Here is a 20,724-nt window from a genome sequence, read left to right on the forward strand (position 1 = left end):
AGAAACGCAGTTAACCCACTACGGAAGTTGAAGTCGCAATCTGCTGCATCATTTGCGGCAGCAGATAAGGCGCGCCGTCATCGGTGCGTGCGACGACAACGTTGATATCGAAGACCCGACGGATCACGTCGCTGGTGATCGTTTCCGCAGGCGTTCCTTCCGCTGCAACGGCGCCGTTGCGCATCACGATGATGCGGTCAGCAAACCGAACTGCGAGATTGAGATCGTGCAGCACTGCGATCACGGCCGTGCCGTTGCGCGCACGTTTCCGCGAAATTTCGACGAGTTCGATCTGATGGCGCAGATCGAGCGATGATGTGGGCTCGTCGAGCAGCAGGATGCCTGGACCATGGGCAGCTTCGCCGCAGGCGAGCTGCACGAGGATACGCGCGAAATGCGCGCGCTGTTGCTCGCCTCCTGACAGCGTTGGTAATTCGCGATGACGGAAGTCGCCAAGGCCCACTTCATCGATGGCGGCATTGACGAGCGCTTGCGCAGAAGCCAGCGGCAGGTTGCCCCGACCCATCTGCACGACTTCCTCGACCGTGAATGGAAAGCTCACACTAACATGTTGCGACAGCATCGCGCGCCGCATCGCCAGTTCGGCGGGCGACCAGGCATGGAGGTTGCGACCTTTCAGCGTGATGGCGCCGCGCGACGCACGCAGATCGGCTGACAGCAAGCGTAGCAGCGTCGACTTGCCGGCGCCGTTGGGACCGACAATGGCGACCATCTCGCCGCTGGTAATGGCGAGATCGACGTGATTGAGCAGCGTGGCCTGGCCGATGGTCAGCGAGATGCCGGATGCTGTGAGGACGGGTGTATCGGCCATCGGCGTCACAGCCCCACCAGCCCGCGCTGACGCAGCAGAATCAGCAGGAATATAGGCGCGCCCACGGCGGCAGTCAGGATGCCGATCGGCATCTCGGCCGGCGCCACGATGGTGCGGGCCAGCGTATCGGCGCCGACCAGCAGGCTGGCGCCGAGACCGACTGAGGCCGGCAGCAACAGCCGATGACCCGGTCCGATCATCAGCCGCAGCAGATGCGGCACGACGATGCCGACAAAGCCGATCACGCCGCAGACGGACACGGCCGCGCCGGTCATGACGGACACCAGCACGATGCAGATGCGCTTGAGGCGCTCCACATCGACGCCGGAATGGAAGGCCTCGGACTCACCGAGGATCAGCACGTCGAGGCCGCGGCTGGTGAACAGCATCCCGATCAGGCCGAGAGCCAGCATAGGCGCAATCGTTGCCGCTTTGCTCCAGGTCGCGCCGCTGAGCGAGCCGAGCAGCCAGAATGTGATGTCGCGGAGCTGACGGTCGTCGGCGATGAAGACAAGCAGCCCGATGCCCGCATTGGCAATCGCGGCGATGGCAATGCCGGCGAGCAGGAACAGCGCGATGGAGGTGCGTCCGCTGCGGCTGGAAATTCGGTAGAGAATGATGGTGGTGAGTAGCGAGCCGATGAAGGCGGCTAATGGCAATAGAAAGGGCTGCAGAAAACTCACATAATGCGCAAAGCGGCTGTCGCTGATGACGATGGCGCCGGCTGCCGCAAATGCGCCGCCGCTGGAGACGCCGACCAGCGCCGGGTCGGCGAGGGGATTGCGAAACAGGCCCTGCATGATCGCGCCGGCGGCGCCCAGCATGCCGCCGATCATGGCGGCGATGGCAATGCGCGGAATCCGGATCGACCACAGGATCAGCTGATCGCGCGTGGCAAGTGGATTGGCGGGATCGGCGGCCGCGAGGCCAAGTGCTGCGGGCAGGCGGGACAGTGGGATTCCGGCGGCGCCAACCGTGGCAGCAAGCAGCACCGTCAGCAGGAGTGCTGCGAACAGACCGCACAGGACGACGATGGTTGCAGGGCGGCGCACCCGGCCCTTCGTTCTGACAAACGCAGTCAACTTGGCGTCGGCAGCAGTCATCTTACTGACGACAGTTGACGGCGAGCGAGACGGGCTTGAACGTTGCGGCGTCGGACGACAGCGCCGGGTCGAGCTTCACGGCAAGGTCGCGCGCGGCGGCCGCCGTGCGTGGGCCGAAGCCGAGCAGATAGAGGCCGTCCATGGCGACCAGGTTCCTGGTCTTCGCGGCCGGCGTCAGTGCGAATGCCGGGCTGGCAAACACGGTGTCGGCCTGCAGCGTATCCTTGCCGCGCTCCATCGAGAGCACGGTATCCGGCTTGGCTGCGGCGATGGCTTCATCGCTCATGATCTTGTAGCCGTCGAAACTGTCCGCGACATTTACGCCACCGGCCAGCTTTATGATTTCATTGGCTGCCGTCTTCTGGCCAGCGACCATGGTGCGGCCATCGAGGAAGGACATCACGAACATCACCCGTGGCGGGGTCTTCACCTTGGCGCGCAATTCACGCAGCGTGGCAAGATCGCCGCCCACGGCATTGGCGAGACATTCGCCGCGTGCCTCGACGCCCGCGACCTTGGCGATCAACCGGATCTTCTCCACCATGCCGGCTTCGGTGAACGTATCCGGCACCAAGATGAGCGGGATCTTGGCGGCGTCGATGACGTCGATGGTTTCCTTCGGGCCGGAGCCCGCGATGGCGAGCACCAGTTGCGGATTCAGCCCCAGTACGCCTTCCGCGGAGAGCTGGCGCATGTAACCGACATTGGGTTTGTCGGCCATGGCCTTCGGTGGATACAGGCTGGTCGTATCGACGGCGACGATACGGTCGTCAGCGCCGAGGGCATAAAGGATTTCGGTCACCGCGCCGCCGATTGAGACGATGCGGGTCGGATGGCCGATAGTGACGTCGCGTCCGCGTGCGTCGCGCACAACGGCGTCTTCCGCTGAGGCGGCGGCGGAGAATACCAGCGTGCTGGCAAGCGCTACACATTGCAGCGCATGCGCGATGCGATGACGTCGAACGGGGAGACTGGCGGTCATTTGGTGAGGATCAGCTTGTTCTGGAATGTCAGGCGCAGGCGATAGGTCTCGTCGCCATGCGTAATCAGCAACTCGCGCTGATCCGCGAACAGCTCCTTGCTGTCCATCCGGTCGCCATTTATGACCACATTGCGTCCGGCTGAGGATTTGGCGTGAGCGGCAGCGCTGCCGTCGTGAGAACCCGTATCCATAGCGCCGATCTATCCCATCCGTAAAAGTCTCTGTCATCGTTATAGGTTTTGTCGCACCTCATCGCCAAGCACTGCAGTCTATAATCAGTATAAACAGGGCGGGGATTGCTTGACCCTCCCGTTAATGAACCGTAATCGAAAATGGCAACTTGGTGGCAGGGGTCCCCGAGTCGCATTCGAGAGCCAGCAAGCTCACTGCCTCGTGCAGCGCCAGCCAGCCACGATCCGTTGAAATTTGTGTTTGGGGATTAGGCTATGGCTCTTGGGGGCATGACTACGCGCGCCTTGTTGTTGGGTGTGTCGATCGTATCAATGGGGGCGTTGGTCTCGGAGACCGCCTTGGCACAGGCCGCCGCGCAGGCAGGCGACGTGCAGCCGCAGAAGCCGAAACCCGCCAAGAAGAAGCGTGCTGCTGCCAAGCCGGCGGCCGTGCCGGCGCAGGTAGCTAACGCCAATGCGCAGGCCAGCCGCAGCGGCCAGTCACTCGATGAAATCACGGTGACGGCTTCGAAGACCCAGGAGCGCGCCATCGATGCGCTGGCGCCCGTCAGCGTCGTGACGCAGGAGCAGATCCAGCTGCAGCAGCCGAGCCGGCTGAGCCAGCTTTTCTACAATGTCCCCGGTGTCTGGATGCAGGATCGTGGCGATGATCCGTCCACGGCGATCAATATCCGCGGCTTGCAGGATTTCGGACGTGTCGCCGTTGTCGTTGACGGCGCTCGCCAGAACTATCAGCGCTCCGGTCACAATGCGAATGGCTCGTTCTTTCTCGATCCCGAGCTGATCGGCGGCATCGATATCACCCGCGGCCCGACTGCCAATATTTACGGCTCTGGTGCCATCGGCGGCGTGGCCTCGTTCCGCACCAAGGACATCAATGACGTCCTCCGGCCGGGCGAGCGTTGGGGCGTCGATATGAGCGGCTCCTACGGCTCCAACAACAATCGCGGTCTCGGCTCCGTGTTCGGCGGCGTGCGTGTCGACCCGACGGTCGATGTGTTCGGCGGTGCGGTCTATCGCACCCAGGGCAACTACAAGGATGGCGCCGGTACCGAGATCGGCAATACAGGCAACGACATCGCTGCGGGCCTGATGAAAGTTACGGTTCGCCCGGCCGACGGCCATGAGGTGAAGTTTGGCGGCCTGTTCCAGGACTATAGCTACACAATTGGTCAGTTGAATCGTGGTCCAACCACAACGCAGGCCTTGATCGCTCTGAATCAGGGCTCATCCGTCTACGCCTCCAATGCAAAGAACTATACCGGTACGGTGACGTGGAAATACGCGCGTCCGGAGGACATGCTGTTCGATTTCAATGTCTCGCTTTACGGCAATCGCGTCGACAACGACCAGACCAAGACCTACCACTATTCGACGGCCGGCACCGCGCTCTGCGGTGCTGGTAGTGCCGGTAACAACATTTCTGGTTGCGTTGGCGATCAGCGCGGCTACTTGCTGGATACGTTCGGCGTCGACGTCAACAACACGTCTCGCTTCAATATCGGTGAGTGGCGCAATGCTGTGACCTATGGCTTCGACGTCTTCAACGACAAGGTGAAAACATTCGACTCGCGCGGAAACTCCAACATCACCACGCCGAGCGGCGAGCGCACAGTCTCCGGCGGCTTCGTCCAGCTAAAGACCAACTATTCGAGTTGGCTCGAAGTCATAGGCGCGCTGCGTTATGACCACTATGAGCTCAATTCAAGCGGGACAGCCGTGGGTGTTAACAATGTTTCATCCAGCGGTGACCGCCTGTCGCCCAAGATCACACTCGGCGTGACGCCGGTAGCGGGCTTTACGCCCTATGTGAGCTATGCGGAGGGTTATCGTGCACCATCCATTAGTGAAACGCTCATTGCAGGTGGCCACGCTTCCGGCGGCGGACCGACTTTCGTCACCTGTGCTGATGGTACCGCTGGCCTATTCTGCTTCTTGCCGAACCCGAACCTCCGGGCAGAAGTCGGCAAGAACAAGGAAGTCGGCATCAATCTGAAATACAACGACGTCTTTACGTCTGGCGACAGTTTCCGCGCCAAGTTTAACTTCTTCCGCAACGACGTTGATGACTACATCGACCTCGTCGCCTCTACGCCAGTTCTCGTCAACTATGTATTCATGGGGCGTCCTGGCACCATCCTCAACAGCAACTTCTATCAGTACCAAAACATTGCCAATGCGAAGATCGAAGGCTTCGAGGCCGAGACGGCCTATGACGCGGGCCTTTGGTTCCTGGGCGTCGGCGCGACGGTTCAAAGCGGCAAGAACACCCAGACCAATGTTGGTCTGGCGACAATCCAGCCGCGCAAGGTCACGACCACCGGTGGCGTCCGCCTGCTCGATCGCAAGCTGACAATCTCGGCTCAGTGGGCTTCGGTCGCGGCCAATACCGACCTTCCGGCCGGGTACGTGCCATCGACCTCCTACGATCTCGTCAATCTCTACGTCGCCTATCAACCGACGCAGGACATCACCTTGAATTTCGGGGTCGACAATATCCTGAACCAGTATTACCGCCCCTATGCTATTCCCGGGTCGACCAGCGATGGCACAACGCAGAACGACGCGTTGTGGACCGCCCCTGGTCCGGGCATCGTTTACAAGGGTGGCATCAAGGTGCATTTCGGCGGCGCATAATCGCCATCTGCATCCACCAGCCTCCAAGGAATCGCGCTCATGTCCGGGCGCGATTTCGGTTATGATAGGTTCTCGACGTCACGAAAGGAAAGACATCCATGTTCATCGCCATGAACCGCTTTCAGGTCAAAACCGGATCCGAAGCCGCATTCGAAAACATCTGGGCGACCCGCGAATCCTATCTCTCGGAATTGCCGGGCTTCATCGAGTTCAGCCTGCTGAAAGGTCCGGTGGCCGAGGATCACACGCTGTATTCGTCGCATACGGTCTGGGCCAGCAAGGCGGACTTCGAGGGCTGGACCAAGTCCGAGCAGTTCCGCAAGGCGCATGCCCGCGCGGACAACAAGTCGGAAGGCGCCAGCCTCTATCTCGGTCACCCCAAGTTCGAGGGTTTCGAAGTGATCCAGTCCGAGCGCCGCAAGAGCGCTGCGGCCTGATCGCAGGCCCTGCGTCTCACATCAATGATCGATCACGGAGCCATCTCATGCTGAATACGGATCTCGCCGCGCTGAAGACCTATATGGCGGAGAATCCCGGCGCCGTGATCGAGACCGTTGCGCGCGAGCGGGGCGTCACGCCGCGTGCGGTGCTGGAAGCGCTGCCCGAGGGAATGGTGACCATCGGCGGCGGCGCCGATGCCTTCGTGACCGCGATGACGGATATCGCCGAATGGGGCGAGGTGACGCTGATCGTGCATACCGAGGACGGCATCTTCGAAACGACGGCGCCGCTGTCGCCGGGCGCCATCGGCCACGGCTACTATAATCTGACGCAGCCCAAGGGCCTGCATGGCCATCTGCGTCATGAGCGCTGCGGCGGCGTGGCTTTCGTCGAGCGGCCCTTCATGGGCAAGTCGTCGGCTTTCGTCGCATTCCTCAATGTCGATGGCGGCGTGATGTTCAAGGTCTTCGTCGGCCGTGACGAGACCCGTGCGCTGAAGCAGGATCAGCTTGAGCGTTTCCGCGCGCTGGCTGGAAAGCTCGCTGCTTAAGGCGTCTACCCTTCTTCACTGTCCTTCATCTGCGCCACCAGCATCTCGGCGACCAGTCGCGTTGATGGCGATGCCATGCGTGCGGCCGACTGCACCAGCGTCACCTGTGTTGACTCAAGCCTGCGGTCGCGCGGCGGGATCGCGACCAGTGTGCCGGCATTGATGGCCGCCGTCGCGGAGACCATCGGCAGGAACGTCGCAAGATCGGTGCGGGCAGCGACGGTCTGGGTGAAGGCCAGCGAGTTGGTCTCGCTGCACATTTCCAGCCGCACGCTGGCCTGGGCGCAGGACTTGTCGAGTTCCTGACGAATGCCGAAGGATGGGTCCGGAAGGATCACGCGCAACCCTGCGAGATCCTTCATCGCGTATGAGTTCTGGCCGGCGAGCGGATGCGTGGGCGCGACGATCAGGCAGACCGGTTGTCGCATGCGTCCGAGTTCGATCAGATCGCGTCGTGGCGCACGACCGAAGATCAGGCCGAGATCGACCTCGTTCTGGCTGACCATCTCGACCACATCGCGAGCGCCCACGGCGGTGACAGATAGCGCGATCCCCGGATATTGCTGCGACAGGTCGACGAAGGAGTTGGGCAGGAAGCTCGACAGCATGCCTTCGACGGTGGCGATCTTCACCTGGCCGCGGCGCAGCGATGCGAATTCCTCGACCTGACTGCGCAGCCCGTCGAGCTGGCTGCGGTTCTCGACTGCATAGCGATAGAGCACGTGGCCTGCATCGGTCAGGTTCATGCCGCGCGCGCCGCGCTCGAACAGCTTGGCCGCTAGCTCCTCCTCCAGCCCCTGCACCTGCCGGCTGATGGCGGAGGGGGCGATGCGGAGCGCTGCGGCCGCCTGTTTGATCGATCCGGACTCGGTAACGACGCGAAAATAACGAATGGCGGCGGATTCGATCATGGTCAGTCCCTCGCGGCTGGCTGCCCAGCGCGATGGCAGCACCTGATTAGCGTTCTGATTTTCAGACCTCTCACATCGAAATTCAATGCTTTTATTCGAAATCTAAATTTGACAGAGTTTTGATCAGGTCACGGTCCCGTCATCGATGGAGAATTTGGATGTTTCATCCCCGGCTTGCTGTCTCGGCTTTTTCCGCATCCCTCCTGCTGGCTGCGACTGGCCTGGGAGCGACATCCTCGGTGGCCTCGGCCCAGGATGTGATCCGCTTCGGCGCGCCGCTGCCGATTACCGGGCCGCTGGCGCCGGAAGCCGTGAAGCAGCAGCAGGGCTATGACCTCTGGGCCGAGCAGGCCAACAAGGCCGGCGGCATCGATGTCGGCGGCAAGAAGTACAAGGTCGAGATCGTCTATTCGGACTACCAGTCCAACACGCCGCGCTCGGTGCAGACCACCGAACAGATGATCACCCAGGACAAGGTGAACTTCATGTTCGGCCCGTTCGGTTCGGGCGCCGCCAAGGCCGCCAGCACGATCGCCGAGAAGTACAAGGTGCCGATGCTGGCCGCGACGGCATCGTCATCCCAGGTCTACGACCAGAACTACAAATATCTGTTCGGCACCTTCACGCCGAACGACACGCTGACCACGCCCTTGACGCAGCTCGTCAAGGCCAAGGCGGCGGACGTCAAGAAGGTTGCGATCCTCGCGCGCAACGATCTGTTCCCGCTGGCCATCGCGCAGGAAATGGAAAAGTCCGCCAAGGCCAACGGTCTTGAGGTCGTGTACTTCGAAAAATACGCCATCAACACGCTCGACCACTCCGCAACCCTGTCGCAGATCAAGTCGCTCAATCCGCAATGGGTGTTCGTCACCGGCTATACCAACGATCTGCTGCTGATCCGCAAGCAGATGGTCGATCAGCAGATGAAGGCCAATGTCGTGACCATGATCGCCGGTCCGGCCTATCAGGAATTCATCGAATCCGCCGGGGCGAGCGCCGAGAACATCTCCAGCGCCTCGTGGTGGCATCCGGCCGAACAGTACAACGGCAAAGACATTTTCGGCACCACGGCCAACTTCGTGAAGCTGTTCAAGGACAAGTACAAGCTTGAGCCCGACTACGCTCACGCTTCGGCTGCGGTCTGCGGTGCGCTGTTCCAGATGGCCATCGAGAAGGCCGGTTCGCTGGATCGCGACAAGGTGCGTGACGAACTTGCCAAAATGGACGTCGTCACCTTCTGGGGTCCTGTGAAGTTTGGCGCCAATGGCCAGATCAACTCGCTCGAACCTCCGGTCTTCCAGATCCAGGCCGGCAAGCCGGTGGTGCTATTCCCGGATGCGATCAAGCAGGGCGAGTTCAAGCTCGGCGTGAACTGAGCCACGGCTGACCGGCGGGGAAACGATATGCTGGCCATCCAGGTCCTGATCAATGCACTCGTGCTCGGGTGTCTCTATGCCTGTATCGCGATCGGTTTCTCGCTGGTCTGGGGCGTGCTCAACGTCATCAACCTGATCCACGGCTCGTTCATCGTGCTTGGCGCCTATCTGGCCTGGGGGGCCTATAATTCGCTCGGGCTGTCGCCTTGGTATGCGCTGCTGATCGCCGCGCCGGCCTTTTTCGTGTTCGGCTATTTGCTGCAACGGCTGCTGCTCAACCGCGTCATCACCGCCCCGGTACTGGTGACGCTGACGCTGACCTTCGGGCTCGATCTGATCCTGAACAATGCGATGATCTATTACTTCAAGGCCGATTACCGGAAGCTGATCCTCAATCCGCCCACGGGATCGATCTCGATCTTCGACGTCGTCGTTCCCGTCGACCGTCTGATCGCAACCGCCTCAGCGCTGGCGCTGACCTTTCTGCTCTATCTGCTGCTGCGGCGTTCGAAAGTCGGCCGCGCCATCGTCGCGGTCCGGCTCGACCGCGATGCCGCCGTGCTGATGGGCGTCGATGTCAAATCGATCTACGCCATCGCCTTCGGTCTCGGTGCGGCGCTCGCCGGCTGCGCCGGTGTGCTGATGGCGCTGATCTTCCCGATCTCGCCGCTGACCTCGTCAGCCTATCTCGGCAAGGCCTTCGTGGTCTGCGTCCTCGGCGGACTCGGCAGCGTGTCCGGCGCATTGGCTGGCGGCTTGCTGCTGGCGCTCGTCGAGGGCGTCGGCTCGGTCTATCTCGGCCCGGCCCATGCGGTGACGTTGTCTTTCGTCCTGCTCATCATTTTCCTTGTCGTCAGGCCGCAGGGCTTGCTCGGCCGAAAGGGTTTTGAATGACCCGGACCAATATCGCGCTTCTCGTCCTCATTGCCTGCGTAGCATCGCTGCCGCTGTTCGGCGATGCCTATGCGCTACGTCTCGGCACCATGGCCTGCATGTATGCGATCTTCGCGTTGTCATGGAACATCGTCGGCGGCTTTGCCGGCTATCCGTCTTTTGCGACGGCTGCCTTCTTCGGGCTCGGTGCCTATACGACCGGCATTCTCATGAATAAGGGCGTGCCGCTGCCCCTGTCGCTGCTGGGGTCGCTGGTGCTGTGCCTGCTCTTGGCCGCGGCGCTCGGTGCCGTGCTGCTGCGGCTGCGTGGGCATTACTTCGCCATCGCCAGCCTGTCGCTGGTCGAAGTGTTCCGCGAACTCGTCAACAATGCCACCGACCTCACCGGCGGCGGCATGGGCCTGAACATTCCGCTGGTGTCCGGCTCCAGTGTCCTGTCCGACGCGACGTTCTTCTTCTACGCCATGTGGGGGCTGCTGCTGATCACCGCGCTCGTCGTCATCGCAGTCTCGATGTCGAAGCTCGGCTTCGGTCTCAACTGCATCCGGCAGAACGAGACGGCGTCGAACATGGTCGGTCTCAATTCCACGCTCTACAAGGCCATCGCCTTCGGACTGTCTGCGTGCTTCGTCGGCGCCGCCGGCGGTCTCTATGCGGCCTGGGTGCACTACATCGATCCGTCCGACGTGTTCGACATTCTCTATTCGGTGAAGCCGATTGTGATGGCGCTGATGGGCGGGCTCGGCTCGCCGCTCGGCGTGGTCTGCGGCGCCTTCGTCTATCTCGGCCTCGAGGAAGTAGTCTGGCGCAATTACATCCAGATCCATTCGGGCGTGCTGGGCGTCCTCATCATCCTGCTGCTGCTGTTCCTGCCGCATGGGTTGGTCTCGCTCCATGCCGGCAAGATCTGGCGCGGGCTGTTCGGACGAAAGGCAAAGCATGTCTGAGATCCGTCACGAAATCCTGCATCTGAGCAAGGTCTCGCGAAACTTCAGCGGGTTGAAGGCGCTGAGCGACGTCTCGCTCTCGGTCAACAAGGGCGAGGTGGTCGGCCTGATCGGTCCGAACGGCGCCGGCAAGACCACTTTGGTCAACACCATCTGCGGTGTCACGCCGGCATCGTCCGGTGTCGTCACCTTCGACGGCAAAGACATTACGCGGATCAAGACCTACCAGTCTGCGCGGCTCGGCCTGTCACGCACCTTCCAGATCGTGCAGCCCTTTGCGGAATTTTCGGCGCTCGACAATGTCGCTGCGGCCGCATTGTTCTCGCAGCCGGGCGAGAGCCTGAAATCGGCCCGCGAGGCTGCCCGCGCGCATCTCGCATTCGTTGGTCTGGATGCCCAGGCCGACCAGTCCGCAGCGACATTGACACTGGCCATGCGCAAGCGGCTGGAGCTGGCCAAGGCGCTGGCGATGAAACCGAAGCTGCTGTTCCTCGACGAGGTCAATGCCGGCCTCAACAGCGCCGAGGTCGAACGCGCCACCAAGCTGATCCATCAGCTCGCCGCCGACGGCATCACCATCGTGATGATCGAACATCTGATGAAGGTCGTGCTCAATGTCTGCACCCGCATCGCGGTGCTGCATAACGGACGGCTGATCGCTGACGGTGCGCCGCGCGACATCATCAAGGATCCCGCCGTCGTCGATGCCTATCTGGGCCAGCAATATGCACAACGGAACGCCGCCCGTGGCTGATCATCCGATGCTCGAACTGAATGGGGTCTGCGCCGGTTACGGCGAAATCCAGGTGCTGTGGGGCATCGACATGGTGGTGTGTTCCGGCGAGATCACCGCGCTGATCGGCTCCAACGGCGCCGGCAAGACTACGCTGATGCGTGCGCTGTCCGGGCTGATCCCGCTGACATCAGGCAAATATGTCTCCGAAGGCGTCGATCTGTCGAAGGCGACGGCGGCGCAGATGCTGGCCCATGGCATCGTCCATGTGCCGGAAGGGCGCCGTCTGTTCGGCGCCATGAGCATCGAGGACAATCTGCTGATGGGCGCCTATTCGCGTAGCGTCAGCCGCACCGAGCTCAATCGCGATCTCGATCGGGTTTACACGACCTTTCCGAAGCTCCGCGAGCGCCGCAATCAGGCCGCGGCTACGCTCTCCGGCGGCGAACAACAGATGTGCGCCATCGGCCGCGGGCTGATGAGCGCGCCGCGTCTTCTGATGATCGACGAACTCTCGCTCGGCCTGTCGCCGCTGCTGGTCGAGCAGCTCGTCGCAGCCCTGCGGCAGCTCAACAGCGAAGGCATGTCGATCCTTCTGGTCGAGCAGGACGTCACCACGGCGCTCGACCTCTGCCATCACGCCTACATCATGGATATGGGCCGCATCGTGCGCACCGGGCAGGGCGCCGAATTGCTGGCCGATCCGATCATCCGCGACGCCTATCTAGGCGTCCTCGAAGACTAATTTTCACTTCATCCAAAGAGGCAAACATGATCGAGACCGTCGAAGCCCCCAATAGCGGCTACCGTTACATGCCCGGCGTCAGCCAGTATTCCTGCGGCGTCGGCGCGCTGCCCGGCTTCGCGCTGGAGCGCGTGCGTTTCTCCAAAGTCGTTCCGCTGAAGGAAGGCTTCGCGAAAGTCGCCGAGATCATCAAGGCCGCCGGCCGGCCGCTGACCGCCTTTGCGGCCTGCGAGTTGCGCTCGCCGGCGCCGTTCACGGAGCAGGGGTTCATCGACTTCAACGAGATCTACATCAAGACCCTCGAAGACTGGGGCATCATGAAGGATCGCGTGAATCCCATCGCGCGCAGCAATGTGTGTCCGAAGATCGATCCGCCGTCGGAGCCCGGTTTCCATGCCTTCTCGTTCACGACCGTCGCGCCGAATGCGCCGGCATCCTTCGTTATCGCCGGCAGCGGCGAAGCGGCTGAGGGCAAGGGCGACTATCGCGACAACACGGTACGTCTCGGCGACATCAGCCCGTCGGGCATGCTGGAAAAGGCCAAATATGTGCTCGACGAGATGGAGCGCCGCATGAGCGCATTCTCCGGCACCTGGGACCAGACCACCGGCGCGCAGCTCTACACCGTGCGCGACGTCTATGCGCTGCTCGAAAGCGAGCTTGGTCGCCGCGGCGTGTTCCGCAACGGCCTGACCTGGCACTTCAACCGCCCACCGGTCGTCGATCTCGAGTATGAGATGGATTGCCGCCGCGTGCATGTCGAGCGCGTGGTGGAAGTCTAACTATCTCAATGATGGGTGATGCGCAGATCTTGCGAGGTCTGCCGTAGTCGCCGGGTGAGTTCGCGCGCCAGGTTGCCCAGCAGCCTGGTGGCGAGCACCGGATTTTTCTTCAGGATCAGGTCGAAGCCGTCGCGCGGGAATTCGTAACAGATCACCGCGTCGTCGGCGACGATGGTCGCCGAGCGTGGTACCGATTCCACCAGCGCCATTTCTCCGACCGTCGTGCCGCGGCCAAGTCCGGCGATGCGGCGTCGCTCGTGATGTCCGTCGGTACGCAGCAGCACGCTGACGCTGCCTTTCAGGATCAGCCACATGCGGTCGCCGGCGTCGCCCTCGCGGCAGATCGTATCGCCGCACGCGAATTCGCGTCTGGTCATCACTGTGGTCAGTTCGGCCATCTCGTTCGCCGATACACCATCGAGAAAGTCGATCTGCTCGAGCGTGAGTTCATCCGCTTGCCCCTGCCTCGTAGCTGAGCGGTCGAGCATGGTCTGCTCCATCCACTCCAGTGCGGAATCGAGATCCTGCGTCATGGACGGCGATGCGGGATCGTGCCCGATCCCGTTGCCGATGATGGCGGCATGGACGGGCCGGACGTTGCAGTAGATCAGTCGCCGTTTCTTTTCAGTCGCCTTCTGGCGCAGGGTTCGCAATGCGTTGATGCCGGAGATGTCGAGGTCGGAGATGGCGCCCATGTCGAGCAGGATCATGTCCGTGCTGTTGAACAAGTCCTTGACGCGGAGCGAGAGGTCGTCGGCATTGCCGAAGAACAGCGCGCCTTCGAGCTGCAGGATGGCGCGCTGCTGCCCGGTCTGCTGCAGGATCGCGAGATCGTCGGCCGAGCGAATGCGCTTGGAGAACAGCGTGTCGCCGAGATGGGCGCGGCGTACCAGTGGCCGGCTCATATTGATGACGAAGATGATGCAGGACAGGATGATGCCGACGATCACTCCGGAAACGACCGAGCTGAACACGGTCACGGCCATCACCGCGAGCACCACGATCAGGTTGTAGACCGCGTGCCGGCGAACCTGCGGCTCGATGCTGTATCGGATATCGGCCAGCAGTTGCAGGTTCCAGCGATCGAACAGCACGATGCCGATCACCAGAAGCAGGCCGGCGAACACCGCGCGCGGCACCTGTGCGAGCACCGAGGACAGCGCGAATGTGATGGCCAACAGGCTGAGAGCCACGAAAATGCTGGTCCAGCGCGTGCGGCCGCCCATGCGATAGCCGAGCAGGATCACCGATGGAATCGCAGATCCTCCAATGCCGCCGCCGAGTGCTGCTGCCGCATTAGCGATGCCTTGTGCGGCGAGGTCGCGCACCGGATGGATATGCGTGTCGTCGAGCTGCTGTGCCACGCGAAACGCCAGCATGGTCTCCACCGTGCCGATGATCGCCAGCACCAGCGACACCAGCACGACATGCGGAAGCACGGCGGTCAGTTCCGGCGTGATGGAGCCGTCGAACACTGCGCCGAGCGGCATGGCGGGCGGGAAGCTGACATGGATCTCACCGATGGTCGGCCCGAGATCGAGACCGGTCGGGATGCTGATCAGATAGTAGAGCGCGGTGCCGGCGACGAAGCCTGCAAGCGATCCCGGTATTTTCCGCAGCCAGTCCGGCAGCCGCAGCCAGGCTGCTATGGCCGGATAGTTCAGAACAAAGAGCGCCAGGGCCACGACGTAAACCAGCATCGCGGGCTTGTTCGGCCACAGCGTCTGCGCGGCAAAGAACGGCTTGAACTGGGAAATCACGATCAGCATCCCGACGCCATTGAGCAGGCCCGTGAGTACCGGGTGCGGCGCGAATTTGATGGCGCGCGTCAGGCCGAGCAGTCCGAACAGGACCTGCCACAGCCCGGCCAGAAACAAACACAGCATGATCGCGGTCACGATCATCGCAGGCTGGCTCGCAAGCGTGGCGTCATTGACCAGCGTCGTAGTCAGGCCGGCCTGCACCAGGGCCATGCTGACGCGGCTCGTCGTCACGATATAGGACGAGGTGGCGACCACGGCCGCGACCAGGCCGACGATGGCGCCGCCATACAGGCCGGCCGCAGCGCCGGCCGCGACATAGTCGGGGCCGAGCGGCGCAAACACCAGCAGTCCGCAAGCAAGGCAGAGCGGCAGACAGACGAGGCTGGAGATCAGACCGGCGCTGATTTCCGATCGCCAGTCGACGAGCGGCTCGGCGGGAGGCGAAGCTTTGAGCACGGGCTGGCCTTCATCACAGGGGGTACCGGCCACGCCTTCATGGATGATAGTTGTTGCCAGCTTTTGCCATTATTGTGAAACGGAACTGATCCGCAAGCCAAGATCGGGGTTCGCCCGCCGATTTCCCGCGCTACACGCCGGCGACGATCGTCTTGCGATACAGCGCGCTGTAGCTGGCGGCAGAAATATTCCAGCTGAATGATTTCGACATGGCGCTGCGACGCATCGAGTTCAGGCGATCCTTCGAGCCATAGGTCGCGAAGGCCCGCAGGATGCCGCCCAGAAATGACTCGGTGGAGGGCTGCGTGAACAGGAAGCCGGTTTCGCCATCGACGATCGTTTCGGCGAGGCCGCCGGTCTGGTGGCCGATCGGCAGCGAGCCGAAGCGCTGCGCATACATCTGGCTCAGTCCGCACGGCTCGAAGCGCGACGGCATCAGCGTGAAGTCGCTGCCGGCGAAGATGCGCCGTGCCTCGCGGTCGTTGAAGCCGATGGCGACGCCGATCGCATCCGGACGGCGGCGATGCGCGTCCATCAGCGCATTCTCCAGTTCGGTCTCGCCGCGGCCGGTCACGACGATCTGTCCGCCGGCGGACACGATGGCGTCGGCCGCCGACAATACGAGGTCGACGCCCTTCTGATGCACGAGGCGGGCGACCAAACCAAAAATGGGCCCGCGGGAGAGCGCGAGCCCAAATTGTTGACGTACCCCATCGGCATTGGCGCGTTTGGCTTCCCAGTCGCCCGCGCCGAACGGTCTCATGAGCTCCGCGCAGACGCGCGGATCCCAGCTCTCATCGATGCCGTTGAGAATGCCTGTCAGACGCGACTCGTTGGAGCGCTTGGTCAGCAGGCCTTCCAGCCCGCAGCCAAGTTCCGGTGTGGTGATCTCGCGCGCATAGGTCTCGCTCACCGTGGTGAGGTGCGACGAGTAGATCAGCCCGCCCTTGAGGAAGGACAGCTTGTCGTAGAATTCCAGCCCGTCGATATGGAACGACTCCGCCGGTGCACCGATCCGGCGCAGCGAAGACTTCGGAAACAGGCCCTGATAAGCGAGATTGTGGATCGTCAGGATGGTCGGGATCTTCACCCCGCTCCAGGCGAGATAGGCCGGCACCAAGGCCGCCTGCCAGTCATTGGCGTGAACCAGATCGGCCGACCAGTTCTTGTCGAGCTTGCCGGAGGCGAGCAGTGCCGCGGCGGAGGCGAAGCGTGCGAAGCGGATGTCATTGTCCGGCCAGTCGCGGCCGCAGGCGTCGCCATAGGGATTGCCGGGACGGTCATAGAGCTGCGGGCAGAGCAGGATATAGATAGGCAGTCCATCCTTGGTCGCAGCCAGACCGACCGAGCACGCCGGCATTTCCGCCAGCGCCGGGCATTCGCCGACGATCTCGATATCAGGAAACTGCGTGACGACGTCGCGGTAGCCGGGAAGGATGACCCGAACGTCGCTCCAGATGCGCAAGGCTCTAGGGAGGGCGGCGGACACGGCTGCAAGGCCGCCCACCCGGATGAAGTCGTCAATCTCTGGAGTGACGAACAGTACCCTCAAGAAACGCCCTCGTGCCCGCCGCGACTACAAGGATACAAAACTGGTCCAGCGTCTTTGGGTACTTATGGAACCGAAGGGCAATGGAACTCAGTTTTGTTACTTGCGCTGCAAAATATCTGTCTCTGCACTGCAGTATATCACATCACTTAATACGGCATTGCAAAAGAGAAATGTGAGTTCGCTAAATTATCTCTGAAATCAGTGACTGGGTGACGACGGGACGATCAGCCGCAGGAAGCTCATGACGCAGCCGAGCGCGGCAAAACCGGCACCGAGCGCCAGCGCCCAGGTCGCGCCGCCATGGCCGAACAGGCCGAAGCAGAAGGCGGCAAGCGCTGCGCCCATGCTCTGGCCGGTCAGCCGGGCGGTGGCCACGATACCGCTGGCGCCGCCGCTGCGGCCGGCCGGCGCGCTCGACATGATCGCCTTCATGTTCGGCGCTTGGAAGAAGCCGAAGCCGGCGCCGCAGATCACCATCCGCCAGACGATATTGGCGACGCTCGGGTCGGGCGGCAGGGTGGCCAGCAGCACCATGCCGATGCCGAGCAGGGCCATGCCGATACCGCCAAGAAGCCCGGCGGGATAGTGGTCCGACAACCGGCCGGCGATCGGCGCCATGATGCCGACGACCAGCGGCCAGGGCGTCAGGAAGAAGCCGGTCTCGACTGCCGAACGATGCAGAACTTCTTCGAAATAGAACGGCAGCGAGACGAAGGCGAGGCCCTGGACGGAGAAGGAGCAAACCGCCGTGGCCGCCGACAACGCGAACAGTGGGCGGCGGAATAGGTCGATCGGCAGCATCGGTGCAGGGTGATCGGCCTGCCGGCGAAGCAGCAGCCAGCCGAACAGCAGGCCGGCAACCAGTTCGGCGACGACGATGGATGGCGCCGTGTGATGGGCGGCGCTGTCGATGCCGAGGATCAGCAGGCCGAGGCAGAGCGAGGTCAGCAGGGCACCGAGAAAATCGAAACGATGGGTGGCGCGCGTGGTCTTTGGCAGTGTCTTGAGGCTGATGATAATGGCGGCGAGGCCGAAAGGCAGGTTGATCGCGAACAGCCAGGGCCAAGTTGCAACCGACAGGATGCCCGAGGCGATGGTAGGGCCGAGGGTGAAGGCCGTCGCGACGACGAGGGCATTATGACCGAGCCCGCGGCCGAAATGGCTTGGGGGATAAACCACGCGGACCAGCGCGGCATTGACGCTCATGGCGCCGGCGGCGCCGAGGCCCTGCAGTACCCGCGCGAACAGTAAAGTGTCCAGCGACCACGCGAATGCGCAGGCGACGGACGCGATCGTGAACAGGATCAGCCCGCCGAGATAGATGCGCTGATGGCCGACGATCTCGCCCAGCGCGCCCAATGGCAGCAGCGTGGCGACCATGGCGATCTGGTAGACATTGACCACCCAGATCACATCCGCTGGCGTCGCATGCAGGTCGGTGGCGATGGAGGGCAACGCGATATTTGCGATGGCGGTATCGAGCGAGGCCATGGCAAGGGCGGTAAAGATGGCAAGCCGCGCCCAACGCTGCTGGCTCGGCGTCAGCCCTTCCGTCGGCTGGGGAGCCTGTGCCGCGATACCGTCTGCCATAGCTGGGGATTCCTGGGTGCGGCCGAACTGGCTGCCGATCCGCGCTATCTAGGATAGTTCGCTTTGCTCCTACAGGCGTGCAACTGCATGAGGCATATGCACATCTTTATTCCCAGCGGAAAATCCGCTGTCGGCTGATCACATCGCTGTCAGGCGATTACATCGCTGGCGATCACATCGCCATCAGACCGGCTTGGTCTTGAACCAGGTCCCGGACGCCACCGCCGTGACGATGATAGTGCCGTAGACGACCAGGGCGAATGTCAGGCAGGCAAACAGCCAGGTCAGCGATCCCGTCAGCCGCAGCGCCAGCCAGCCGCCGCCGATCGAGATCAGCAGCCGCAGCACGCCGGCGAGCAGCGGATAGAGCATCTTGCCGGCGCCCTGCGAGGCGAAATAGAGCGACAAGCCGAGGCCAAAGAAGCCATAGGCCGGGCCGACGATACGCAGATAGGCGCTGCCGGTCTCGATCATCTGTGGATCCGACCCGAACAGGCCGAGCCACGCGGCCGGCCAGATCGCGGCCGCCAGGCCGACGGTTTCGGTGATCACGAACACCATACCGCCGCCGATCAGCGCCGCCCGCAGCGCGCGCTGCTCCTGCCCGGCGCCGATATTGGTGCCGACCAGGGCGACCAGCGGGCCGCCGAAGCCGAAGGCCAGCGGCACCATCAGATATTCCAGCCGGACGCCGGTGCCGAAGCCCGCCACGGCGTCGCCGCCAGCGAAGCCGCCGACCAGTGCGGTGGTCAGCAGCACCGTGAAACTCGTCTGCAGCGAAATCACCGCAGCGATGGCGCCGACGCGCAAGATGTCGGCTGAGAGATCCCAGCGCAGCCGCGCCAGTTTGAAATGGACGATACAGCGGCCGGAGAGAATGTAGCCCGCGAGCACGGCGCCCACGGTGAAGGTCGACAGCACCACGGCCCAGCCACCGCCGGCAATGCCGAGGGCCGGAATCGGTCCCCAGCCGAAAATCAGCAGCGGCGACAGCGGGATCAGCAGCACCACGCCGATACAGATCGACAGCGACGGCACCAGCATGTTGCCGGTGCCGCGGATGATGCTGGCAAAGCCGTTCATCAGCCAAACTAAAACGCTGCCGCCGAATACCACGTTGGAATATTGCATGGCCGCGTCCAGCGCGCCGCCGCTGACGCCCATCGCCGTGTAAATCGCACGGCCCCAGATCAGGAAGATCGCCGAGCCGATCAGGCCGAGCAGGATATTGATGAGCGTGGCATGCATCACCAGTGCTTCGGCATCGTCGGTGCGGCGCGCACCGAGCGCACGCGCAATCGCCGAGGAAATGCCGCCGCCCATGGCGCCGGCCGACAGCATCTGCATCATCATGAAGCCGGGAAACACCACGGCCATGCCGGTCAGCGCGTCGCTGCCGAGATGCGACACCCACCAGGTCTCGATCAGGCCGGTGGAGGCCTGCGCCAGCATCACCAGCAGATTGGGCCAGGCGAGCTTGACCAGCGTGGAGGCGATTGGCGCCTGCAGCAGCATCCGCGTCCGCGGGTTCATCTCGTGGACGGGCGCAGCCGTGGCGGCGACGATGGCCTGCGGCGTTTCCAGTTTCATGGTGATCCGTCCTTCTGCGGGCGCGGTTTGCTGAGCCGCCGTTGCACGCGTGCGCTGGCGGCAGGGCCGGGCGCATTGGCGTGGGTGGCTTCGGTGATTGGTTTGCCGGTACGGCGGTCGACCAGGATGGGATCGGCGGTCTCGCCGGTCTCCTTGTCGATCAGAACAACGCTTTCACCCTCCGGCGCGAAGTGCCGGTTGCCCCAGCTTTGCAGCGACCACAGCACGGAGCGGAAATCCCGGCCGCGCGGCGTCACGATATATTCGTAGCGCGGTGGCTTTTCACAATATAGCCGCTTCTCCAGCAGCCCGGCCTCGACCAGGACTGCCAGCCGACGGGTCAGCATGTTCGGCGCGATGTTGAGGTTCTTCTGGAACTGGTCGAACCGCGTCATGCCGTAAATGGCGTCGCGCATGATCAGAATGCTCCACCACTCGCCGACGCGCTCAAGGCTGCGGGCGACCGGGCATTCCAGTTTTTCGAAACTCTTGCGCTCCATGGGGGGAAGATAGGGGAGTAACTATCATCATGCAAGTCACTAGGTGGTGACCCTCCACGGTCATTCCGGGGCGCAGGTCAGCGGCGAAGCCGCTGGCAGGCAACCCGGAATCCCGAAGTGTTCAGCCATGTCGAGATTCCGGGTTCGCG

19 protein-coding genes are annotated in these 20,724 nt (G+C 62.7%); 9 read left to right on the forward strand and 10 right to left on the reverse strand.

Translation table 11 applies throughout. From position 1 onward, the window contains the following. Nucleotides 1-10: 10 nt before the first annotated feature. Genes LPB73_RS04705 through hemP form a run of 4 tightly spaced genes read right to left on the reverse strand, consistent with a single transcriptional unit; the run spans nucleotide 11 to nucleotide 3,108 of the window. Nucleotides 11-832, reverse strand: coding sequence for a heme ABC transporter ATP-binding protein (locus tag LPB73_RS04705; protein WP_231079771.1), 822 nt, complete (start codon nucleotides 830-832; stop codon nucleotides 11-13). Between the two features lie 5 nt (nucleotides 833-837). Next, nucleotides 838-1,935: a FecCD family ABC transporter permease gene (locus tag LPB73_RS04710; protein WP_231079772.1), complete on the reverse strand. Its 1,098-nt coding sequence runs from the start codon at nucleotides 1,933-1,935 to the stop codon at nucleotides 838-840. Nucleotide 1,936: 1 nt separating this feature from the next. After that, on the reverse strand, nucleotides 1,937-2,917 hold the full coding sequence (locus LPB73_RS04715) for a heme/hemin ABC transporter substrate-binding protein (protein ID WP_231079773.1): 981 nt from the start codon (nucleotides 2,915-2,917) through the stop codon (nucleotides 1,937-1,939). Next, the gene (gene hemP / locus LPB73_RS04720; protein WP_068735289.1) at nucleotides 2,914-3,108 is read right to left on the reverse strand and encodes a hemin uptake protein HemP; all 195 of its coding nucleotides are present in this window, start codon (nucleotides 3,106-3,108) and stop codon (nucleotides 2,914-2,916) included. Before hemP ends, LPB73_RS04715 begins: the two co-directional genes overlap by 4 nt. Before the next feature lie 255 nt (nucleotides 3,109-3,363). Here hemP and LPB73_RS04725 point away from each other — a divergent pair, with 255 nt between their 5' ends. From LPB73_RS04725 to hutX, 3 genes are all read left to right on the forward strand, one after another. After that, nucleotides 3,364-5,745, forward strand: coding sequence for a TonB-dependent hemoglobin/transferrin/lactoferrin family receptor (locus LPB73_RS04725; protein WP_231079774.1), 2,382 nt, complete (start codon nucleotides 3,364-3,366; stop codon nucleotides 5,743-5,745). Between the two features lie 98 nt (nucleotides 5,746-5,843). Next, a complete protein-coding gene (locus LPB73_RS04730) occupies nucleotides 5,844-6,182 on the forward strand; it encodes an antibiotic biosynthesis monooxygenase family protein (protein ID WP_068735293.1) in 339 nt (112 codons plus the stop codon). Between the two features lie 47 nt (nucleotides 6,183-6,229). Then, nucleotides 6,230-6,736, forward strand: coding sequence for a heme utilization cystosolic carrier protein HutX (hutX, locus tag LPB73_RS04735; RefSeq protein ID WP_231079775.1), 507 nt, complete (start codon nucleotides 6,230-6,232; stop codon nucleotides 6,734-6,736). A 5-nt stretch (nucleotides 6,737-6,741) separates the two neighbouring features. On the opposite strand, the gene LPB73_RS04740 is transcribed toward hutX, so the two are convergent. Next, entirely contained in the window at nucleotides 6,742-7,647 is a 906-nt protein-coding gene (locus tag LPB73_RS04740) for a LysR family transcriptional regulator (protein ID WP_231079776.1), read from the reverse strand. 158 nt (nucleotides 7,648-7,805) lie between these two features. On the opposite strand from LPB73_RS04740, the gene LPB73_RS04745 reads away from it, so the two are divergent. From LPB73_RS04745 to cnbZ, 6 genes are read left to right on the forward strand one after another with little or no spacing between them, the layout of a single operon-like run. Beyond that, entirely contained in the window at nucleotides 7,806-9,023 is a 1,218-nt protein-coding gene (locus tag LPB73_RS04745) for an amino acid ABC transporter substrate-binding protein (protein WP_231079777.1), read from the forward strand. Nucleotides 9,024-9,050: 27 nt separating this feature from the next. Then, the gene (locus LPB73_RS04750) at nucleotides 9,051-9,917 is read left to right on the forward strand and encodes a branched-chain amino acid ABC transporter permease (RefSeq protein ID WP_089265322.1); all 867 of its coding nucleotides are present in this window, start codon (nucleotides 9,051-9,053) and stop codon (nucleotides 9,915-9,917) included. After that, nucleotides 9,914-10,864 (forward strand): branched-chain amino acid ABC transporter permease, encoded by a 951-nt coding sequence (locus tag LPB73_RS04755; protein ID WP_231079778.1) that lies wholly within the window; start codon nucleotides 9,914-9,916, stop codon nucleotides 10,862-10,864. The genes LPB73_RS04750 and LPB73_RS04755 overlap by 4 nt, the downstream gene beginning before the upstream one ends. Beyond that, nucleotides 10,857-11,618: an ABC transporter ATP-binding protein gene (locus LPB73_RS04760; RefSeq protein WP_231079779.1), complete on the forward strand. Its 762-nt coding sequence runs from the start codon at nucleotides 10,857-10,859 to the stop codon at nucleotides 11,616-11,618. Before LPB73_RS04755 ends, LPB73_RS04760 begins: the two co-directional genes overlap by 8 nt. Nucleotides 11,619-11,625: 7 nt before the next feature. After that, nucleotides 11,626-12,342, forward strand: coding sequence for an ABC transporter ATP-binding protein (locus LPB73_RS04765; protein ID WP_231081071.1), 717 nt, complete (start codon nucleotides 11,626-11,628; stop codon nucleotides 12,340-12,342). A 26-nt stretch (nucleotides 12,343-12,368) separates the two neighbouring features. After that, nucleotides 12,369-13,124 (forward strand): 2-amino-5-chloromuconate deaminase CnbZ, encoded by a 756-nt coding sequence (gene cnbZ / locus LPB73_RS04770; RefSeq protein WP_231079780.1) that lies wholly within the window; start codon nucleotides 12,369-12,371, stop codon nucleotides 13,122-13,124. A 5-nt stretch (nucleotides 13,125-13,129) separates the two neighbouring features. Here the strand turns inward: cnbZ and LPB73_RS04775 are convergent, their stop codons facing one another. From LPB73_RS04775 to LPB73_RS04795, 5 genes are all read right to left on the reverse strand, one after another. Continuing rightward, nucleotides 13,130-15,343, reverse strand: a complete 2,214-nt coding sequence (locus LPB73_RS04775) for an SLC26A/SulP transporter family protein (RefSeq protein WP_231079781.1) — start codon at nucleotides 15,341-15,343, stop codon at nucleotides 13,130-13,132. 130 nt (nucleotides 15,344-15,473) lie between these two features. Next, the gene (glgA, locus tag LPB73_RS04780; RefSeq protein ID WP_184519038.1) at nucleotides 15,474-16,895 is read right to left on the reverse strand and encodes a glycogen synthase GlgA; all 1,422 of its coding nucleotides are present in this window, start codon (nucleotides 16,893-16,895) and stop codon (nucleotides 15,474-15,476) included. Between the two features lie 198 nt (nucleotides 16,896-17,093). Continuing rightward, nucleotides 17,094-18,485, reverse strand: coding sequence for an MFS transporter (locus tag LPB73_RS04785; protein ID WP_231079782.1), 1,392 nt, complete (start codon nucleotides 18,483-18,485; stop codon nucleotides 17,094-17,096). 183 nt (nucleotides 18,486-18,668) lie between these two features. Next, nucleotides 18,669-20,075, reverse strand: coding sequence for an MATE family efflux transporter (locus LPB73_RS04790; protein WP_231079783.1), 1,407 nt, complete (start codon nucleotides 20,073-20,075; stop codon nucleotides 18,669-18,671). Beyond that, the gene (locus tag LPB73_RS04795) at nucleotides 20,072-20,575 is read right to left on the reverse strand and encodes a helix-turn-helix transcriptional regulator (RefSeq protein WP_175368385.1); all 504 of its coding nucleotides are present in this window, start codon (nucleotides 20,573-20,575) and stop codon (nucleotides 20,072-20,074) included. The genes LPB73_RS04790 and LPB73_RS04795 overlap by 4 nt, the downstream gene beginning before the upstream one ends. Nucleotides 20,576-20,724: the final 149 nt, after the last annotated feature.

The organism is Tardiphaga sp. 37S4 (genome assembly GCF_021044645.1).
GTDB lineage: Bacteria > Pseudomonadota > Alphaproteobacteria > Rhizobiales > Xanthobacteraceae > Tardiphaga > Tardiphaga robiniae.